The following is a 20,233-nucleotide window of genomic DNA, read 5'->3' on the forward strand; positions in this document are numbered from 1 at the left end:
TCTTTATTTTGTAGAAACTTCACCTGCAGCTTCTGTTTGTGGAATACAGTATCCGATTATACCACCGATTATTGCTGGAACGATCCAGCCGATTCCTAAGTTATAAAAAGGAATTGTGTGTACGATATTAGCGATAAAACTTGGTATCATTCCCACATTATCAAGTGCATGAATACAGCTAATAAGGAATGCCGCAATCATTGCTCCGATATAGACAGAAGGTTTACGTTTCGTATATTTATCAATAAAGGATACGAAAATTAAAATGATTGTAATTGGATATAAAATAATTAATACAGGTAATGTAATTTTGATTAATAAACTTAAACCTAAGTTTGAAATAACGAAACTAAAAATACAAACGTATAGTACAAGCTTCTTGTATGAAACATTTGTTAATACTGTTGTGAAATAGTTGGCGAATGCACTTACAACACCGATTGCAGTCGTTAAACAAGCAAAGATAATTGCGATACTTAATAAAACATTACCGCTTGTCCCAAAAAATTGATACATAATAGTTGCTAATAGTTGACCGCCATTTTCAAATTGTCCTAAGTTTCCGTTTGAAGCGCCGATATAACCTAGTAAGAAGTAAACAATTGTTAAGAAAAGAGCCGCAATGCTTCCGCAAATAATTGTATATTTCGCAATGGATTTCTTATCTTGTATCCCGTTTTGACGAATTGCATTTACAACAATCGTTGATAATACGAGTGCTCCGATTGCATCTAATGTTAAAAAGCCTTCAAGAAATCCTTTGAAAAATGGAATTTCTTTATAGTCACCAACAGGTTCTGCAAATGATCCTGGTGAAAGAATCGCTTTTGTTGCCATAATTGCAATAATTCCAAGCAAAATTGGCGTTAATATTTTTCCGATATGATCTACTAATTTGGATGGATTTAACGATAAGAAGTAGACGACTATAAAGAAAATCGCACTAAAAACTAACATAGAGTACCATTGATCTGGGAAAAGTGGTGCAATCCCAATTTCATAAGATACAGTTCCAGTTCGTGGAATAACAAATAGTGGGCCGATGGAAAGATAAATAATGATAGCGAATACTGCTGCGAATTTTGGGTGAACACGGCTCGCTAAAGTATTAAAACTACCACCAGCAAGGGCAACAGCGACGATAGCTAGTAAAGATAAACCGACATCTGTAATAATAAATCCTGTAATGGAAACCCACATATTTTCTCCGGAAGAAAGACCGAGAAGAGGCGGGAAAATCATATTACCAGCACCGAAGAAAACTGCGAATAGTAATAAACTAATCGAAAGTATTTGCGCTGGTTTTAAAGTTGTACGCATATAAAGAAAAGCCTCCTAATGAGCGTTTTTTTGTCGAAAATTCAAATAATTTGTCGATTGACTGTTATTATTTTAAAGGTCTGATGACTAGAAAGCAAGAGGGAATTTTAAAAATATTTTAAAATAATGCGTAAAATTGAATAAATATACTATTTATATGTTAATGCAGGAAGAATTTCACTTTTAACGTAAAAAAACACATATCGCTAGGATATGTGTATTAAAAATAAATTTGCCTATCACGTTCTTCTTTTAAAATTTCTACAGCCTCTCGGAAACGTTGAGAATGGACAATTTCTCGTTCGCGTAAAAAGCGTAAGCTATCATTTATATCGGGATCGTCTGATAAATCAATTAGCCATTGATAAGTCGCTCGTGCTTTTTCTTCAGCTGCAATATCCTCGTATAAATCTGCGATAGGATCTCCTTTCGCTTGAATGTAAGTGGCAGTAAAAGGAACACCACCTGCATTATGGTAAAACAAGGCGCTATCATGATTCGCATAATGCGCGTCTAATCCGGCAGCTTTCATTTGTTCAGGTGTTGCATCTTTTGTTAATTTATAAATCATTGTAGCAATCATTTCTAAATGTGCGAACTCTTCTGTACCAATATCAGTTAGTAAGCCAACGACTTTATCAGGAATTGTATAACGTTGATTTAAGTAGCGAAGAGCAGCAGCCAGTTCGCCGTCCGCACCGCCATATTGTTCAACTAATAATTTGGCGAGTGCTGGATTACAAGTACTCACTTTAACTGGATATTGTAATTTTTTTTCATAAATCCACATAGTTTCTCTCCTTTATCCCGCTATTTGCTGCCCGTAAACTCCACTTGATTAAAGTTTCATTTTATATTTGCCATGGCCACGGTCCTTGGCTCCATTGCCATGGAGCGTTAGAATAACTATTTCCAAACTGCTGAAGTGGCCCGTATTTTTCTTCAATTTTTTGTTGTAATACTCTTCGTTTATAGGAGAAATCATTGAATTGATTTATAGCTGCAGTATCGTCGGGGTGCGTATCTAAATAGAGGGTAAGTTCAACTAATACAAAGTCTAGTTCTTGTAGTTCTTCAATCCATTTGTAATATTCATCAGGCAATGTTTGTGTCACGTTTTTATTCACCGTCCTTTTTTGTGAGGATTTTCATAAAAATCATAAAAAGCAGGCCATAAAGTCCCTTTTCTTAAAGCTTCGTTTGGTGGGAATTGGGGTAAGTTAGGTGGTTGAAAGCCCATAAATAGGTGTGGGGGAGTTGAGTAGTATTTCTTTCCAATTGGAGGGCAAGGATCATTTGGACCGTGATAAGGTATGTAAGATTTCATGAATTTATCCATGTTACACGCCTCCTTTATAAATGAAATATTCATCACTATGTATTGTATTCGTACATAATTGCAAATTATGACTCATATAGAAAACTAAAAGGGGCAGGGGGAGTGCGGATGGAAAGTGTTACAACATGTATTGTCTTAGAATCTAAAAACTTAAAGGAAACATTATATTTTTATGAAGGAATTCTAGGGTTTAGACCGAGCGAGGAGAGGCCACAAATACGTGTAACAGGTGTGTGGTATGATATTGGTTTAACGAGAATTTGTTTTGTTGTAAACAGGGGACTGGGAGAGTATAGAGAAACTGTAACCTCATCAGTGAAGGAACTATTGTTAAAAACTACAAATATCGAGCGGTTAAAGAAAAAGTTAGCGTTTTATCAAATATCATTTGTAGAAAAGCGCCGCGGTGAAGAAGTTAAAATAATATTTCTTGATCCAGATGGTTATACACTCCAATTTATTTCAATAGAGAACGTGAAAGAGAGCTTTTTGCAATGTAATAATCTGAATGGTGAATGAAAAAAATATTGACAAGCTTAGGTAAATATTTTAATGTGATTGTATAAAACTGTGTATATAAAGGGGAGTAACTTATTACAGTAAAGTCGTCATTACAGGGAGAAACCCTCGGCTTTATTGGCAACGATTCGTTGTTAGTGAGACCTTTACCAGCAATGGTAAAGGCCCCTTATTGTCTTTTTAGGACCCTTACCATATTTGGTAGGGTCCTTTTTGTATACAAAGAGAGGAGCTAGAAAATGAAAAAACTTATTAGTAGATTAAGAGTTGTATTTCATGTCCGCCGTTTTGTTCCATTTCTATTTGACTTTTTTACTTCAAAAGAGGTTTCCATAAAGAAGAAAATCTTATCTATTGCTTTTTTAGTTGGTTATGTAGCGATGCCGCTCGATTTAATTCCAGACTTCTTACCGTTTATCGGTATTTTAGATGATATTGGAATTGTGTTATTTATTTTAAATCGAATTGTAAAAATGGCGCCAGTGCAGTTGCAAGAAAAGCATAACGTAAACGTAGGATAGGAGTTGAAAATATGGAGCAAATTATTTTAGATATAATCGAGTTTTTAAAGCAGTTTTCTTATTTTGGAGTTGTGTTAGCTTTAACTTTTGAGTTTATTCCAGCAGAGGTAGTTTTGCCTATGGTTGGATATTGGGTATACGAGGGTGATATGAATTTTTGGCTAGCTGTATTAGCTGGAACACTAGGGGGAACGACAGGACCATTAACGTTATACGCACTAGGTTATTACGGTGGTCGTCCTCTATTAATAAAATACGGGAAATACTTCTTTATTAAAGAAGAACAAATTCAAAAAGCAGATGATTTCTTTGAGAAATATGGGCCGGTTGTAGCATTTTTAGGACGCTTCATCCCGGGAGTTCGAACGCTTATTTCCGTTCCATGTGGTATGGCGAAAATGAACATATGGAAATTTAGCATATATACATTTGTAGCAATGTTCCCGTTAACGACTTTGTATATTTATTTTGGAATGAAATTAGGTCCGCATTGGGAAAAAGCAGCGGGTGTTGTTGGACAATATATGCTACCGATATTAGCGGTCGTTCTTATTATCGTAGGTGGTATTTTAATCTATAAATTTATGAAAAAACGAAACAGATCGGAATCTATCTAGTCATTGGTAATGGAATTTGCATATTTTTTGAAAATAGATGAATAGTACAGGCAAAAGACTCTGAGGGACATACACATATAGGGAATATAAAAGAGAGAGGGGAAACAACTATGTCTTGTGATTGCTCAGGGTCAGCATTAACTTGCTGTCCAGATAAAAATTATGTGCAAGATAAAGTGTGTAGTCCGTGGTCTGCTACTGTAGTTGCAACAGCAATTGATAATGTTCTTTATACAAATAATATTAACCAAAATGTAGTTGGAACTGGTTTTGTTAAATATGATGTTGGTCCAGGTCCAATTACTGTAGAAGCGCTTGATTCTGCTGGGGCTACAATTGATACACAAACATTAAACCCAGGAACGAGTATCGCTTTTACGTATCGCCGCTTTGCTAGTATACAAGTTGTGTTACCTGCAACACCTGGTGGAACGTATCAGGGAGAATTTTGTATTACAACACGTTATCCACTTTCATAGTAGAATAGGAGAGGATCGAAATGGGAATGAGAAGTTCCGGTTTGTCTTGTTGTTCTAATAAAACACTTGTGCAAGATCAAGTATGTACAGACTGGTCTATTACAGGTGCTGGTACTCAAATTGTATATACGAATAATATTACACAAGAAGTATATGGTTCAGGTTATGTGAAATATGATGTAGGCGCGAATCCCATTACAGTTGATTTTTTAGTCGGTGCTACAGTAGTTGATACAATTACTGTACAACCACAAAGTAGTGGTACTTTCACTGTACGATATTTTACTACTGTCCGAATTACTACGACAGGAACAACTGTTAATCAAGGCGAGTTTTGTATTACAGTACGTTATCCAATTTCATAAAAAAAGCATACCGTAAATGGTATGCTTTTTTAAAATTGAGGAAGTAATAAAATTGGTATTCTATAAGCAACATGTAAATTGGCAACAGTACTTGCCTTCTAAATATAGTGAAGGATTATTTTGTATATTAATAATACTAACGGATTTTAAATCTTTACCTGTGTAAGATATTGTATTGCCAGGAAACACAGTGAAAATATTGGTTACTGCTCCAATGATTTGAATTGTAATTGCTTCAGTGCTGCTAGTACTATTGTAAACCGAGACAGTACCTGATATAAGCAGTATCTCATCACTTTGCCACAGTATCATTGATTGTAGTGCATCTTTGGTAGAGGGAATGGTGTTGTTAGTTATGAGGAAATTCCCTGCAAATTCATTTGTTACTCGCTCACAACTTGGATTTGGAGGAGGGGGCGGTGGACAAGGGTCTGGACAAATGATAGATAAAGGAGCGAAACAGCCAATATTTTTTTTGTTCTTCAATACAACCCCTCCTTTTTAAGTTATCTTTTACTACTATTAAATGTAGAAGCATGGCCGATGTGTTAAGAAAAGAAGAAAATTTTTAAAATTAAGATTGTCTAATAGGCTTACAGCTTAACTTATCATTAATGTTATAGAAAAGATTATATGTGAATAGACATGGGAAAAGAATGATCAGACTCTTTTAGACAAAAGGTGGTTGTATACAATAGTACGAGTAATGTTGGACTTAACGCTTAATTAACTGTATATTTACAAAAATCTAATAAAATTCATTTGTTATTTAAACGATATTAATATGTTTAAGATAAAATAGCCCTTGTAATGAATCAATTATTATGAGGAGGATTCACGTGGAAAGAACTGCTTTACGAAAAGTAAAAGGTCTTATTGGATTATTAATGGTGTTTGTATTGGCATTTGTATCATTACCGTGGAGTACGTCGGTTAAAGCGGAAGAGAAAAAGCAAGAAAAGGCACCAAGTGAGAAGAAAATCGTTTTCCCAGTTGTAAGTGATGTGCATATTAAAGATAGTGGAACAGATGATACGTTCCGCTGGAAAAGAGCGATTGAGCAATTTAATACGCTTGCACCAAAGCAAGATGCGTTTGTCATTGTAGGTGATTTTACTGATTCGGGTTCAGTAAAGCAATATGATCGTTTCATGCAAGTGTATAACGAAAATGCAAATAAAGATGCGGTACGAATGAATTCTCTAGGTAATCATGATTATTGGAACGGCTTATCTGTAGAGGGAGCACAGAAGCGTTTCTTAGAAAAGACAGGAATGGAATCGGTTTATTATCATAAGGTGGTAAAAGGGTATCATTTCCTTGTTATGTCTCCAGAGGATGGGACAACACATGGCTATTATTCGGACAAGCAAATTAATTGGTTAAAAGAAGAAATGGCAAAGGCACAAAAAGATGATCCGGAAAAACCGATTTTTGTGTTTTTACATCAGCATATCAAAGATACAGTGTACGGTAGTCAAGAATGGGGAACGAAAGATAGTGCGAAAATTAATGCGGTATTAAAAGAATATCCACAAGTAATTACGTTTTCAGGTCATTCACATTATCCGTTAGATGATCCAAGATCGATTCATCAAAAAGATTTTACGTCTGTTGGAACATCTTCTGTAAGCTATATGGAAGTTGAAGGCGGTAAAGTACAAGGGAATATCCCGCCAGGAGCTAGCACATTAAGCCAAGGGTTATTAGTAGAAGTGGATGATAAAGAAGTAACGATTAATCGCCGTGATTTCCATACAAATTCTTGGACAGGCGAGCCATGGAAAATTCAGTTGCCATCAAAGAAAGAAACATTTACGCATGTAGAAGATCGTGATAAAGAAAAGCCATCTTTTGCGAAAGATGCGAAATTGTCAGTATCAAATGTAACGGAAAATGCGGCAACAGTAACATTCCCGCAAGCATTGGACAACCTTCTTGTTCATTCTTATCGCTTGCAAGCAAAGGATAAACAAACAGGTGAGATTAAAAATAAGCTATTAGCATTCTCAGAGTTTTATCGAGATCCAGTGCCGAAAGAACTGACATTTACACTTGCAGGACTAGATGGCGGGAAAACATATACACTTGACGTTGTTGCGATTGATTCATTCGGCAATGAAAGTGTACAACCATTAACGGCAGAAATTACTACGAAAAAAGATAATATTGACCCGAATGTGAAAGTACCAAAGGCAGATGTTTTTGATGTAAACTTTGCAGATGGTACATTTAAAGACAGTTCATCATTTGGTACAAAAGGTGATGTTAAGGGCAATGTGACTATTGAATATGATAAAGCATTGAAAAAGAATGTTATGAAGTTAAACGGAAAAGCAAATACATTTGGATACCTTCCATTTTCAGCAGCACAAAAAGAAAAAGTAGCAAATTCATTTACGTTAGAAACTGTATTTTCAATGAATGAAATTCGCGGACAAGGTATTTTGCAAAATACAGAGAGCGGTGGAATTGGTTTTGAGTCTACAGGAAGTGGCTATGTAGAATTATGGGCTCATATTGGTGGAAGCTATAAACGTGTGGGTGTTCAATTAGAAGCAAACAAAACGTATCATTTAACAGGAACATATAACGGCAGTGAAGTAGCAATTTATGTAGATGGTAAAAAAGTAAATAGTCAGCCGGCTCAAGGGAAAGTATATCACCCGAACGTACCATTCGCACTTGGTGCAGATCCTGATAGCAACGGAAATGGCGGTATTCCGTTAAATGGACAAATTGCATTAGCAAAATTATATAGTAAAGCATTAAGTTCTTCAGAAGTAGTAGCGGCATATAACGAGTTTTCTACTCGTACAAAATTAGAGCAAGTAAATACGTTATATGAAGAAATCGGAAAAGTGAAAGAAGTATTGGCAGGTACTTATGAATTTGGTGAAAAGCCAGGTCAGTATTCACAAGCAGCTTTTAACGAATTACAAAGAAGCTATGACAATGCAAAGAAAGTGTTTGAGAATATAGCGAGTACAGGAGAACAAATTGTTCAAACGTATAATGAATTAAAAACAGCAAACCAAACATTTGTACAATCAAAGGTAGCAGAAGAACAGCCAAAAACACCGAAAGAAAAATTACAAGTGAATATTGAATCTGCAAAAGCTTTAGTAAAGAAAGCGCAAGATGGAAATGTAACAGACGGTTCTGTTAAATCATTAAGTCAAAAAATCACAGTTGCAGAAGCTGTGTTAAAAGATAAAAATGTAAAAGATGAGTATGTGGAATCAATGAATCGTACGCTAGAGCACGCTATTTCACTGGTTGAAAAAAGCATCAACAAATAAGGTATAAGAAAAAGAAGCTTATCATGATAGGCTTTTTTTTTGTTATACTAAAAGTAGTATAGAAAAAGGGAGCGAATAATTTGGAAGAGAAAAAGCTAAAAAGAATTCTTGAATATGTATGGATCGCCGTTGTGCTCCTTGTAGGATATTATTTATTAAAAGATAAAAGTATATGGATTCTATTTTTAATGACATTTTTATTAGCGGGATTAGGAACGCTATTTATTAACTTTTTCTTTGATAGTGTAAACGCGTGGAGAAAGAAAAAGAAAGAGACGAAGTAAGGGAGAATAAAGTGAAACTTTAATCAGTGGGAGTCTTACTGCCCGGCAAATAGCGGGATAAGTATACAAAAGTTGATCGGTATATTTTTCGTTTTACAATCGTTAATGAAAATAGCTCGCCTTTATTATAGGCGAGCTATTTTTTATACTTCTTTTTTCTCATCATTTGTTTTTTTAGTAGCTAAATGACTATGTTTTCTAGAGTAGAAGAAGTATACGCATAAACCGACTATAAGCCAAAATGAAAAGCTGATCCATGTCGTTTTGGACAAATTAGTCATTAAATATAAACAACAAAGAATAGCGACAACCGGTAGTGCAGGTACGAGTGGTGTGCGGAAGCCTCGTTTTAAATCAGGATGAGTTTTCCGTAAAATAAGTACAGCAAAGCAAACGAATGTGAAGGCTGTTAACGTACCGATGTTTACTAAATTCGCTAGTAAATGTAGGTCTAAAAGTCCTGCTAATAAAGCTGCAAATACTCCAGTAATCCATGTGTTTAATAAAGGGATTTTTACTTTTTTATTTACGCGTGATAAAGCTTTTGGGAGTAAGCCATCTCGGCTCATTGCATAAGAAACACGAACTTGTCCATACATAACGACTAAAAGAACGGTTGTCATTCCTGTCATCGCACCAACTGCAAGTAGCCCCGCAATAGTATCTTCACCAACGAAATGTAGTGCAAATGCAACTGGATCAGAAACGTCTAATTGCGTATAAGGAACCATGCCTGTTAAAACGAAAGATACGATCATGTATAAAACTGTACAAATAAGAAGGGAACCGATAATGCCAATTGGTAAATCACGCTGCGGTTTTTTCGTTTCCTCTGCCGCGGTTGCGATTGCATCAAAACCTAAAAAGGCGAAGAAGACAGTGGCAGCTCCGGTAATAATACCGTCGTACCCGAATGGAATGAACGGTGTCAAATTTTCAGGCTTTACATATTTTGCGCCTGCTACGATAAAGGCGATAATAACTGCTAATTTTATAAGGACCATAATATTATTAATGCGTGCGCTTTCGCGTATACCAAAACTTAAAAGCCCAGTAATGAGAAGTAAAATACAAACAGCTGGTAAATCAATGAGACCACCTTTTCCTGTACCAGGGGCCGAGGCTATTATGGTGGGCAGATGGATGTTAAATCCTTGTAGTAAAGATTGTAAATAACCAGACCAACCGACAGCTACTGCTGCGACGGCAAGTAAATATTCGAGCATTAAACACCAACCAACGATAAAGGCGACAACTTCTCCGACAGTCATGTATGCATAAGTGTAAACACTGCCTGAGACTGGTATAGAAGAAGCGAATTCGGCATAACAAAAGGCTACACAAGCACAAGTAAATGCAGCAATAAGGAATGATAGCATAATACCAGGGCCAGAATGTTTTGCCGCTACGATACCTGTTAATACAAAAATCCCTGTCCCAATTACGGCGCCGATTCCTAAAAACGTTAAATCGAGTGCTGTTAATGTTCTATCTAGCTGTCGTGGTGATTCAGTACTAAGCGCTTTTTTTCGTAATAATGACTTCACTTTGGACTCTCCTCCCGTTTTTCATCTCCATAACTGCGAATAGTGTGAATCCATTGGAAAAGAGTACGTCAGTGAATAAAGGTACAGTTATGGTATGTAGTTTTTTGAAATTTCTGGATTAATTTTATTATAATTCAGAATATTTTGTCAAATAAAAATGTGACAAATAATATTCGAATGAATAGGGGAAACTACTTGCAGGAATGGACGAGGGTTAACAGAGTGACAAAAACACTCATTAAAGTTTCACTTTATCCCGCATTAACTGCCCGTAAATGCCCGATTGGTTTAACTAATAATCAGTGAGGATGGGGAAATTCCCCACTGATTAAAGATTCACTTTATAAAGTAGGAGAAGATGTTATGTTATTTTATTTTGAACTTGTCGTCATTTTACTTTGTACGAAATTAGCTGGTGATATTAGCGTTAGACTTGGCCAGCCTTCTGTACTCGGTAAATTAATCGTTGGTATTATTATCGGTCCGGCTTTGCTAGGTATTATTAATAGTTCAGAACTTATTGATGAGCTTAGCGAAATTGGTGTTTTGCTACTTATGTTTATGGCAGGACTCGAAACTGATTTAGAAGAGTTAAATCGTAATTTAAAATCTGCATTCGCAGTAGCGATGGGAGGAATTATTTTCCCATTCCTTGGTGGGTATTTAGCAGGACTTGCGTTTGGAATGTTACAGTCGCATGCGATCTTTTTAGGGTTATTACTTTGTGCCACTTCGGTTAGTATTTCTGTTCAAACACTAAGAGATTTAGGGAAAATGAATACGAGAGAAAGTACGACGATTTTAGGTGCAGCTGTATTTGATGATGTAATTGTCGTTATTTTATTAGCATTTGTGATGAGTTTTTTAGGTACACAAGATGTAAATGTAACGCTAGTCATTGCAAAGAAAATTATCTTTTTTGTAAGTATTGTTTTCATCTCTTGGAAAGTTGTTCCATGGATTATGAAAATGCTCGTACCACTTCGCGTAACAGAAGCGTTAATTAGTGCAGCTCTTATTATTTGTTTCTCTTTTTCGTATTACAGTGAAATGATGGGGATTGCAGGTATTATTGGGGCATTTGCAGCAGGAATTGCGATTTCGCAAACAGAGTATAAGCATGAAGTGGAACATAAAATTGAACCGATTGCTTACGCGATATTCGTACCGGTTTTCTTCGTAAGTATTGGAATGGAAATTACATTTCAAGGTATCGGAAGCCAACTTTGGTTCATTATCATTATGACGCTCATCGCAATTTTCACAAAGTTAATCGGATCAGGTTTAGGAGCAAGATTAACAGGGTTTAACTTACAATCTTCTATCAGTATTGGTGCGGGAATGGTGTCGCGCGGGGAAGTAGCGCTTATCATTGCAGCAAATGGACTTGCGGCGAATTTGTTAGCGAAAGAAAATTTCACAGCGATTGTTATTGTTGTTATATTGACGACAATTATTACGCCGCCGCTTTTGAAGAAGTATTTTGTATAGAGAGGAAGGGCTTATCTGATGTAGGTAAGCTCTTTTTTTATTGCAAAATGCAGTGGTCATGTAGCATGAATGGATTGTAATTATGATAAAATCTATGTATGTGATATGACAAGGAGAGGGAAGTGTGAAGATTACAAAGGGGAAAGTTATAGGTGTAATCATACTTATTGCACTATGTATACCATTTACTGCATGGAAAGAGTCAAAAGTGAAAAATTTTCCAGTTTCTATTTTTTCTTCCTATGTAGAAGACGAAAACCCGAAAGACTATAAGTACACTGCTTTTGTACCTGACTTTGCAATTTGGATACATGGATGGGAAAAACAGCGATCTGAAGGTGAAATAATGTCATATAAAAAAGGGGATCGAACTGTAATTGTTCACCATCCACCTGGCAATGATGGTTTTTATCTATATGATACAAATGATATTAGAGAATATACGCAACCGTAAGAAGTGGAGGTTAAATAGTGAAAGCTTCAACATTACTATTTAAAATTGAAAGTAATATGGATCGATTTTCACCAGCTGAAAAGAAGGTTGCCATGTACATAATGGAGAATGCTGAGATTGTTCCGAATTTAACGACGAAAGAAGTGTCAACGAATGCAGGTGCAAGTGAGGCGAGTGTTGTTCGCTTTTGTAAATCGATTGGAATCGGAAGCTTTAAAGCATTTAAGATAGCGCTCGTTCGTGAATTAACGATTGCTGATTATAATATTAATGATTTTTCAGTGATGAATACGGAAGATGGACCGTACGATTTGTTTAATAAAGTTACATATGTGAATAAAGCTGCAATTGAGGCGAGCGTTACTGCGATAGATAAAAAGGAACTTGAGAAAGCTGCAGATCGTATTGTAACTGCGGATAAAATTATATTTTACGGAGTAGGCGGATCGGCTACTCCGGCGATGGACGGGGCTTATAAATTTACAAGGCTCGGATTTACAGCGATGATGCTATCTGATTTTCATATGATGTTGCCACTCGTCACGAATTTAAAAGAGGGAGATATATTTGTGGCGATTTCAACTTCTGGGCGGACGAAAGATGTGCTCGAAATGGCGCAATATGCGAAGAAGCGAGGGGCTACAGTTATTGCGATTACGAAGCTAGACCAATCATCTCCGTTATATAAAGCGGCAGACATTCGCCTTTGTATGCCAGATGTAGAGCAAGACCATCGCATTGCGAGTATTGCTTCGAGAATGACGCAACTGAATATGATTGATGCTTTATACGTGATTACTTTCAATCGAATTGGTAATAAAGTATTAGATCAATTTATGGAGACGAGAGAAGAAGCATTACGGTTACGGAAATTGAAGTAGAAGAAAAGATGGGGAGACTCATCTTTTTTATTATCTTTGACACAAATATGTCATGTTGTGAAATTTTATTTCATAAAATAAGAAAGAGTTATTGATTTTTAGTTTCTTAAAGTTATAATAAAAGTGTGAAATATAATTTCGAAGAGGGTGGCAATATGTTAGAGAATTTATCGACAGAACACCGTAATGAGAAAACGATGAATCTAGATGAGATGAGTATAAAAGAAGTGTTACAAAGTATGAATGAAGAAGATCGAACTGTTGCGTTAGCAGTTGAAAATGAAATAGAAGAAATTGAAAAGGTTGTACAAATTGTTACTAAGTCTTTTGAAGAAGAAGGCCGTTTAATTTATATTGGGGCTGGTACGAGTGGCCGTTTAGGCATTTTAGACGCAGTAGAATGTCCCCCGACATTTGGAACAGATGATAAAATGGTTCAAGGATTTATAGCAGGTGGATTGAAAGCGTTTACTAAGGCGGTGGAAGGTGCCGAAGATCGTGAAGAGTTAGCAAAAGAAGATTTAAAAAGTATTGGATTAAACGAGAAAGATACGGTTATTGGAATTGCAGCAAGTGGTAGAACACCCTATGTAATTGGCGGATTGAAATATGCAAGTAGCGTGGGAGCAAGTACAGCTAGTATTTCCTGTAATAAAAATGCTGAAATAAGTAAATATGCAAAACTAAATGTGGAAGTGGAAACAGGCGCAGAAATATTAACAGGCTCAACACGGTTGAAGGCTGGCACAGCGCAAAAGTTAGTACTCAATATGATTTCTACAGCGTCTATGATTGGTGTAGGGAAAGTATATAAAAACTTAATGGTAGATGTTCAATCTACAAATGAAAAATTGGTAGAACGCTCAAAACGAATTATTGTTGAAGCGACAGGCGCTAGTTATGAAGTAGCTACAGAGTGTTATGAGAAAGCAGATCGAAATGTGAAAGCTGCAATCGTTATGATATTACTACAGTGTGAATATGGGGAAGCACTAGAAAAATTAAAAGGTGCGAAAGGATTTGTGAAGAAAGCACTTTAAACTTTGGGGAGGGGGATTCTATTATGAAGAAAGAAGAGAGAATGGCCAAAGAGATTTCAGAGCAACTTGGGGGAGTAAAAAATATTCGTGGCATTGCTCATTGTATGACGAGACTGCGATTAACGCTTCATGATGAAAGTAAAGTGAATATGGACCTTTTGAAAAAGGTTGAAGGGGTTATGGGCGTTATTGAAGATGAGACGCTTCAAGTTGTTGTTGGACCAGGGACAGTAAATAAAGTAGCAGCTGAGATGGAAGGTTTAACGGGACTGCGAATTGGTGAAGTTGCAGATCATCACCTTGAAGATATCGGTCAAGAGATAAAGTCAGAGATGAAGAAGAAAAATAATACACCAGTGAAGAATTTTTTACGAAAAATAGGTAGCATTTTTATTCCGTTAATACCTGGTCTTGTTGCTTCGGGAATTATAAACGGAGTTGCTAACTTTGCAAAAAACGCAGGTGCTGATCCGAATGCAACATGGCTACAAATGTTACTACTCATTGGCGGCGGTATCTTTACATTCTTAGGAATTTTAGTCGGTTGGAATACAGCGAAAGAATTTGGCGGGACACCAGTTCTTGGGGCGATTGCGGGTATTTTAATTTTCAATCCGGCGATGGCAAATGTGAAATTGTTTGGTGAAGCAATGGTACCTGGGCGGGGCGGCTTGTTTGCAGTTATTTTTGCGGCGTGGCTTATGGTAGTAGTTGAGAAAAGAGTACGAAAAGCAGTGCCGAATGCAGTTGATATTATTGTAACACCGCTTATTACTGTATTAGCTGTAAGTATAGTAACGATGTTAGCGATTCAGCCAGCAGCGGGGTTCTTATCTGATGGTATTACGAGCGGTATTAACGCAATTTTAAATGTTGGTGGGGCATTTGCTGGAGCAGTGCTTGCCGGAACATTTTTACCTCTCGTTATGGTCGGATTACACCACGGTCTAACACCGATTCATATGGAGTTTATTAATCAAACGCACGTAACACCTTTATTACCAGTACTCGCGATGGCTGGCGCTGGGCAAGTAGGAGCAGCAATTGCGATTTATGTGAAAACAAAAAATAAACGCCTTCGTAATGTGATTAAAGGTGGATTACCAGTAGGATTTTTAGGAATTGGCGAACCGCTATTATACGGGGTTACATTGCCACTTGGGAAACCGTTTATTACTGCTTGTTTAGGAGCGGCTGTCGGTGGTGCATTCCAAGCTGTTATGAAAACAGCTTCACTCGGAATAGGTGTATCAGGATTATCATTAATTCCGTTAATTGCTGATAATAAATATTTATTATATTTCCTTGGATTAGTCGTTGCATATACGTTCGGATTCATCTTTACGTACTTCTTCGGCTTTAAAGAAGAAATGGCAGAAAACATATAGAGAAAGGGATTCCTTTCTCTTTTTTTTATATTAATAGAAGGAGAGATTCATATGATAGGAGTTTCAATTTATCTTTCAAAAGAGCGAGTAGAGAAACAAGAAGCATGGTTAAAACTAGTGAAAGAAAACGGATTTTCATCTGTTTTTACATCTCTTCACATTCCAGAAGATGATCCGAATACGTATAAGGAGTTAATTCAAATACTTGGGAAACAAGCCCTCGAAAATGAAATGGAATTAATGGTTGATGTCTCTCCAAAATCGTTAAACCATTTAGGGATGACGTATGCAAATGTGGAAGAGTTATTAGAATTTGGCATTACTGGTTTACGAATGGATTACGGTATTACGCCAAAAGAAATCGCACGTGTATCTCATAAGATGAAGGTAGCTTTAAATGCGAGTACGATTACAGAATCATTTTGGAAAGAGTTACTTGCGGAAAATATACGAGTAGATCGAGTAGAAGCGTGGCATAATTTTTATCCACGTCCAGAAACAGGACTAGCCAAATCATTCTTGCAAAAACAAAATAAATATTTACATGAGTGCGGAATAAAAACGATGGCGTTTATTCCGGGAGATGGTGAAAAACGCGGTCCGTTATATGAAGGTTTACCAACTTTAGAAAAGCACCGCTATATGCGGCCACTTGAAGCGTATTTAGAACTTGTGCAAGAGTGCGATGTTGATAAAGTGCTAATTGGAGATATAAGCGGGAGCCTAGAGAGTGTACAAGAAATCTCGAGTGCGAGTGGTGGGATTATTCCAGTGCGATATGAGTCATTTATAAATGCAAGTGAAGTATTAAAAGTGGTAGAGCAAGTGCATACAAATAGGTTAGATCCGGCTCGTGATGTAATTCGTTCTGTAGAATCGCGCGAAGAAAATAAAGTTGCATTACAACCGATGAATACAATTTCAAGAAAACGAGGCAGTATTACAATTGATAATGAATTGTACGGTAGATATGCTGGTGAAATGCAAATAGTTATAAATGATTTACCTGAAGATAGGAAAGTGAATGTTGTTGGAATGGTGATGGAAGAAGATGTGTCTTTATTGTCTTATATAGGTGCTGGGAAAAATTTTCAACTTTTTTCTAAGTAATAGAGCGAAAGCTTGAATTAGCACTATTTTATAAAAAACATTATCTGCAAAAAGGATAATGTTTTTTGGTTTCTTTAAAAAAGCATTTGACGAATGAAAAGAAATACCGTATTGTTTTGTCTTGTGAATAAATGTTCACCATAACAAAACAAAAAGGAGAGTTCAAAATGAATCAACATATTGGTAATTTAATTATTCGTATCGTATTAGGAGTTACTTTTTTTGCACACGGTTTAGCAAAGTTTCAATCAGGTATAGATAACGTAGCAGGATGGTTTACAAGCATCGGTTTACCAGGTGGTCTTGCATACGGCGTAGCAACAGTTGAATTAGTTGGTGGTATATTATTGATTATCGGTTTAGGCGTGAGGTATGTAGGATTGTTATTCGCTCTTATTTTGGCTGGAGCTATCGTAAAGGTAAATGGAGCAGCAGGCTTATTAGGAGATGGAAAGAATCCGGGATATGAATTAGATCTTGCATTATTATCAATGGGTGCGTATTTATTCGTTGTAAAAGCAGAAGGATATGTAGATCGTTTCTTAAAAGAGAAAGTAATGAAAACGAAGTGAATTTCATTTTTTAAGTGTTGACTTGACGACTTGATGTAACTATAATAGTTACATCAAGTCGATTAGTAATAAAATGATTCATATATTTTTTATCCTAGTTGTAACTAAAAAAGTTACAACTAGGATAAACCTTAAAGAATAAAGGAATATAAAAGAGTAAATAAAAAGTGGAGGAAATAACATGTCAAAATTACATTTAGAGGTTTTTACAGGATCTGAGCAAGCATTTCAAGTTACATCCACAATTGTATACGGAGAAAAAGATGCAATTCTTATCGATGCACAATTTTTATTAAGTGATGCGCACCGTTTAGCAGCTCAAATTATTGAAACAGGAAAGAATTTAACTCATATTTATGTGACTCATTTCCATCCAGATCACTATTTTGGATTAAATGTATTACATGAAGCATTTCCAGAAGCGAAGATTGTTGCATTACGGAATACTGTTGAAGATATTCGTAACACATGTGAGAAGAAAGTGGAACAGTGGAAACCATCTATTGGGCATAATGTTCCTCATCAACCAATTGTTCCAGAGGAATTAACAGAAGAGAAATTGACTTTAGAGGGAAATGATTTAATCATTAAAGGTGGTTTGCAAGGTGATACACCGAATAATAGTTATGTATGGATTCCATCATTAAAAGCCGTTGTTACAGGCGATATCGTTTATAACAATACTTTCGTATGGACGTTAGAAACAGATGCTGAAGCTCGTCATAAATGGTTAGAAACATTAAGTGAACTTGAAAATCTTCACCCTGAAATTGTTGTAGCGGGTCATCGTGATTATGACGTACCAAATACAGCAGACGCGATTAAACATACTCGTAAATATTTAGTTGCATTTGATGAAGTTCTTGCAGGAAATCCTTCAAGTGAAGAAATTCAAACGGCAATAAAGGAACGATTCCCGCGCGTTAAAGCGTTAGAAATTGGACTTATTTTAGCGGCAAACGCGTTTGGGGCGAAAAAATAATGAAGCAAAAAACAAATTTAGAAATTATTCAAAGCACGTATGAAGGATCAGCTTCTTCGAATGCAAAACATTTAGCAGAAGCATTTTCTGAAAAAGTGGAATGGACAGAGGCAGCAGGTTTTCCGTACGGCGGAACGTATATAGGTACAGAAGCTATAATGGAAAATGTATTTAGTCGTTTAGGATCAGAATGGGATGATTATAAAGCGAGTGTAAAGACGTACCATGAAGTAAACGGAAAAGATGTAATTATTGCTGAAGGTGTTTATTCAGGAGTTTATAAAGAGACGGGAAAATCATTTGAGGCGGAATTTGTTCATGTATGGCAACTTGAAAATGGAAAAATCGTGAAATTTAAGCAATATGTGGACAGTTACATTGTACGAGAAGCGATGAAGGCTTAAAATAAAATAAGGAAACAAATGGAATCGACTATGTGCAGGCGATTCCATTTGTTTATGTAATTATTAGGGGGAATGGGGAGTACATAATATGAAAAAATGGATAATAGGGACAATTACAATGATTGTAATTGCGGTAGGAGCTGTATTCGGTGTTACTAAACTTCTTAATTATATAGAGGAGGAGGAGAAGAGTCTTAAAACACAAAAAGTGATGAGCCAACGGGACAAGAAAGTTGCGGAAGAGAAGCCACAATTTAGTGAGGATGAAATTATTTCTACAATGCATAGGATGGTACATCAAAAAGTGAAATCATCTGATAAATGGGGATTTATCGAAATGACAAATAAGGAAATTCGTAGTGCGAAGAACGCAGTAGAAAGCAGTACAAATTTTAAATATAAAGCAAAGCTACTTTCTACTTTGGAGCGTTGGGAGAAAGGAGACTTTTCACAAACGGTTGAGGATCATAACTTTTTGTGGGAAATTCAAGGTGGTGATACCGGAAAGGCAACAGAACGTTTATCGCCAGAAGAAGAAAAGCAGTATGTGAAAGAAATGAAAGGTAAATAAAAACATCGCCACTCTGGTGGCGATGCTTTTTCATTAAGAATGCTTTCGTACTAAAGCTCTAGTCGTCTGAGGAGAAACAGTTTTAAAATGAGAGAATAAATAGCACCCTGTAACGACGATAATTGTCCCGAAAATTTGAATCCATGTTAGTTTTTCTCCAAGGAAAATAAATGCTAAAATAGCTGTGAAAATTGGATTGAAATTTAGAAAAATACCCGATGTAGTAGCGCCTAATTTCTGTACACCAATATTCCAAAACACCATACAAAGTACCGTTGAAATGAGTCCTGTATATAAAAGTGATGTTATGAAGGAAGAGTTGATATTGGAAACAGTGAAGCTACCTATGTTAAATGGAAGCAATAAAATGACACCAAAAATGCCAGAATATAATGTAGCCATTAGCGGTGTAACTGTTTTTGTCGCCCATTTACTACAAACAGAATAAATGCCCCAAATACAAACTGCTGCAATCATCCATAAATCCCCGCTATTAAAATGTAGTGAAAATAAAAGAGCAAAATTTCCTTTTAAAAGGACGAGCATAACCCCGAAAAATGAAAGAATCATAGAAAGAATTTGAAGTGTATTTACTTTTTCTTTTAGAAATAGCACAGAAAATAATGCAATTGAAATAGCGTTCAATGTAGAAATAAGACCTACATTCGTTGCGGATGTTTTTTCTAGTGCTAAAAATTGAAAAATGTTGAAAAGAGCGACGCCTGTAATTCCCATAATTACTAACGGGATTATAGCAGCACGCGGTGGAATAATTTTCTTCTCTTTAAACCATACGAGTGGTAATAAACAAACAATCGCAATCATCCATCTTAAACTTGTCAGTGTCATCGGAGACGCATGATCGACAAGTGATTTCCCAACGACAAAATTTCCTCCCCATAATAAGCTTGTTAATAATAGTAAAAAGACGTAAAAATAAGGCATGCTAAAAACCCCTTTGTTGAAATAAGAATGAACTGTAAATAATTTTAGCATTTTTCTTTATTATCTAATATATTCTTTTGTATAATGGTAAAAACTCGATAA

24 protein-coding genes are annotated in these 20,233 nt (G+C 36.1%); 17 read left to right on the forward strand and 7 right to left on the reverse strand.

Annotated elements, in window-relative coordinates; all coding sequences use genetic code 11:
• Positions 1 to 3: 3 nt before the first annotated feature.
• From brnQ2 to MR066_RS18170, 4 genes are all read right to left on the reverse strand, one after another.
• On the reverse strand, positions 4 to 1,320 hold the full coding sequence (gene brnQ2, locus MR066_RS18155) for a branched-chain amino acid transport system II carrier protein BrnQ2 (RefSeq protein ID WP_242248056.1): 1,317 nt from the start codon (positions 1,318 to 1,320) through the stop codon (positions 4 to 6).
• Positions 1,321 to 1,540: 220 nt separating this feature from the next.
• Positions 1,541 to 2,110, reverse strand: a complete 570-nt coding sequence (gene cotJC / locus MR066_RS18160) for a spore coat protein CotJC (protein WP_002010774.1) — start codon at positions 2,108 to 2,110, stop codon at positions 1,541 to 1,543.
• A gap of 61 nt (positions 2,111 to 2,171) precedes the next feature.
• Positions 2,172 to 2,435 carry a spore coat protein CotJB gene (locus tag MR066_RS18165; RefSeq protein ID WP_000194953.1) on the reverse strand — a complete coding sequence of 88 codons (264 nt, stop codon included), beginning with the start codon at positions 2,433 to 2,435 and terminating at the stop codon, positions 2,172 to 2,174.
• A gap of 8 nt (positions 2,436 to 2,443) precedes the next feature.
• The gene (locus MR066_RS18170; protein WP_002193326.1) at positions 2,444 to 2,659 is read right to left on the reverse strand and encodes a spore coat associated protein CotJA; all 216 of its coding nucleotides are present in this window, start codon (positions 2,657 to 2,659) and stop codon (positions 2,444 to 2,446) included.
• 108 nt (positions 2,660 to 2,767) lie between these two features.
• Here MR066_RS18170 and MR066_RS18175 point away from each other — a divergent pair, with 108 nt between their 5' ends.
• The 5 genes from MR066_RS18175 (at position 2,768) to MR066_RS18195 (ending at position 5,160) form a co-directional block, all read left to right on the forward strand.
• Complete coding sequence (locus MR066_RS18175; RefSeq protein WP_061689684.1) at positions 2,768 to 3,178, forward strand: VOC family protein; 411 nt, start codon at positions 2,768 to 2,770, stop codon at positions 3,176 to 3,178.
• Positions 3,179 to 3,417: 239 nt separating this feature from the next.
• Entirely contained in the window at positions 3,418 to 3,699 is a 282-nt protein-coding gene (locus tag MR066_RS18180; RefSeq protein WP_000733844.1) for a YkvA family protein, read from the forward strand.
• An 11-nt stretch (positions 3,700 to 3,710) separates the two neighbouring features.
• On the forward strand, positions 3,711 to 4,316 hold the full coding sequence (locus MR066_RS18185) for a DedA family protein (RefSeq protein WP_002134575.1): 606 nt from the start codon (positions 3,711 to 3,713) through the stop codon (positions 4,314 to 4,316).
• A gap of 110 nt (positions 4,317 to 4,426) precedes the next feature.
• Positions 4,427 to 4,795: a DUF3992 domain-containing protein gene (locus MR066_RS18190; protein ID WP_242248057.1), complete on the forward strand. Its 369-nt coding sequence runs from the start codon at positions 4,427 to 4,429 to the stop codon at positions 4,793 to 4,795.
• A 20-nt stretch (positions 4,796 to 4,815) separates the two neighbouring features.
• On the forward strand, positions 4,816 to 5,160 hold the full coding sequence (locus tag MR066_RS18195; RefSeq protein ID WP_000525803.1) for a DUF3992 domain-containing protein: 345 nt from the start codon (positions 4,816 to 4,818) through the stop codon (positions 5,158 to 5,160).
• A 60-nt stretch (positions 5,161 to 5,220) separates the two neighbouring features.
• Here MR066_RS18195 and MR066_RS18200 read toward each other — a convergent pair whose 3' ends face one another.
• Positions 5,221 to 5,646: an S-Ena type endospore appendage gene (locus MR066_RS18200; RefSeq protein ID WP_061689685.1), complete on the reverse strand. Its 426-nt coding sequence runs from the start codon at positions 5,644 to 5,646 to the stop codon at positions 5,221 to 5,223.
• A 353-nt stretch (positions 5,647 to 5,999) separates the two neighbouring features.
• Here MR066_RS18200 and MR066_RS18205 point away from each other — a divergent pair, with 353 nt between their 5' ends.
• A complete protein-coding gene (locus MR066_RS18205; protein ID WP_242248059.1) occupies positions 6,000 to 8,462 on the forward strand; it encodes a LamG-like jellyroll fold domain-containing protein in 2,463 nt (820 codons plus the stop codon).
• Between the two features lie 80 nt (positions 8,463 to 8,542).
• Complete coding sequence (locus MR066_RS18210; protein ID WP_000391506.1) at positions 8,543 to 8,746, forward strand: hypothetical protein; 204 nt, start codon at positions 8,543 to 8,545, stop codon at positions 8,744 to 8,746.
• A 143-nt stretch (positions 8,747 to 8,889) separates the two neighbouring features.
• Here MR066_RS18210 and MR066_RS18215 read toward each other — a convergent pair whose 3' ends face one another.
• Positions 8,890 to 10,293 carry a branched-chain amino acid transporter BcaP gene (locus MR066_RS18215; protein ID WP_242248061.1) on the reverse strand — a complete coding sequence of 468 codons (1,404 nt, stop codon included), beginning with the start codon at positions 10,291 to 10,293 and terminating at the stop codon, positions 8,890 to 8,892.
• A gap of 363 nt (positions 10,294 to 10,656) precedes the next feature.
• Here MR066_RS18215 and MR066_RS18220 point away from each other — a divergent pair, with 363 nt between their 5' ends.
• From MR066_RS18220 to MR066_RS18265, 10 genes are all read left to right on the forward strand, one after another.
• Complete coding sequence (locus tag MR066_RS18220; RefSeq protein ID WP_000899801.1) at positions 10,657 to 11,784, forward strand: cation:proton antiporter; 1,128 nt, start codon at positions 10,657 to 10,659, stop codon at positions 11,782 to 11,784.
• A gap of 124 nt (positions 11,785 to 11,908) precedes the next feature.
• On the forward strand, positions 11,909 to 12,238 hold the full coding sequence (locus MR066_RS18225; protein WP_242248062.1) for an outer surface protein: 330 nt from the start codon (positions 11,909 to 11,911) through the stop codon (positions 12,236 to 12,238).
• Positions 12,239 to 12,255: 17 nt separating this feature from the next.
• A complete protein-coding gene (locus MR066_RS18230; RefSeq protein ID WP_242248063.1) occupies positions 12,256 to 13,119 on the forward strand; it encodes a MurR/RpiR family transcriptional regulator in 864 nt (287 codons plus the stop codon).
• 155 nt (positions 13,120 to 13,274) lie between these two features.
• Positions 13,275 to 14,159, forward strand: a complete 885-nt coding sequence (gene murQ, locus MR066_RS18235) for an N-acetylmuramic acid 6-phosphate etherase (RefSeq protein ID WP_002140489.1) — start codon at positions 13,275 to 13,277, stop codon at positions 14,157 to 14,159.
• 23 nt (positions 14,160 to 14,182) lie between these two features.
• Positions 14,183 to 15,547: a PTS transporter subunit EIIC gene (locus tag MR066_RS18240; protein WP_242248064.1), complete on the forward strand. Its 1,365-nt coding sequence runs from the start codon at positions 14,183 to 14,185 to the stop codon at positions 15,545 to 15,547.
• Positions 15,548 to 15,598: 51 nt separating this feature from the next.
• Complete coding sequence (locus MR066_RS18245) at positions 15,599 to 16,657, forward strand: DUF871 domain-containing protein (RefSeq protein WP_242248065.1); 1,059 nt, start codon at positions 15,599 to 15,601, stop codon at positions 16,655 to 16,657.
• A 167-nt stretch (positions 16,658 to 16,824) separates the two neighbouring features.
• Positions 16,825 to 17,229 (forward strand): DoxX family protein, encoded by a 405-nt coding sequence (locus MR066_RS18250; protein WP_001071547.1) that lies wholly within the window; start codon positions 16,825 to 16,827, stop codon positions 17,227 to 17,229.
• Positions 17,230 to 17,410: 181 nt separating this feature from the next.
• The gene (locus MR066_RS18255; protein WP_242248066.1) at positions 17,411 to 18,211 is read left to right on the forward strand and encodes an MBL fold metallo-hydrolase; all 801 of its coding nucleotides are present in this window, start codon (positions 17,411 to 17,413) and stop codon (positions 18,209 to 18,211) included.
• The gene (locus MR066_RS18260) at positions 18,211 to 18,615 is read left to right on the forward strand and encodes a nuclear transport factor 2 family protein (RefSeq protein WP_242248067.1); all 405 of its coding nucleotides are present in this window, start codon (positions 18,211 to 18,213) and stop codon (positions 18,613 to 18,615) included. The genes MR066_RS18255 and MR066_RS18260 overlap by 1 nt, the downstream gene beginning before the upstream one ends.
• 88 nt (positions 18,616 to 18,703) lie before the next feature.
• Positions 18,704 to 19,186, forward strand: a complete 483-nt coding sequence (locus tag MR066_RS18265) for a PRK06770 family protein (RefSeq protein WP_088035222.1) — start codon at positions 18,704 to 18,706, stop codon at positions 19,184 to 19,186.
• A gap of 33 nt (positions 19,187 to 19,219) precedes the next feature.
• Here MR066_RS18265 and MR066_RS18270 read toward each other — a convergent pair whose 3' ends face one another.
• Positions 19,220 to 20,131 (reverse strand): DMT family transporter, encoded by a 912-nt coding sequence (locus MR066_RS18270; RefSeq protein WP_242248068.1) that lies wholly within the window; start codon positions 20,129 to 20,131, stop codon positions 19,220 to 19,222.
• Positions 20,132 to 20,233: the final 102 nt, after the last annotated feature.

Source organism: Bacillus cereus group sp. BfR-BA-01523, from assembly GCF_022662615.1.
GTDB classification, from domain to species: Bacteria; Bacillota; Bacilli; order Bacillales; family Bacillaceae_G; genus Bacillus_A; species Bacillus_A mycoides.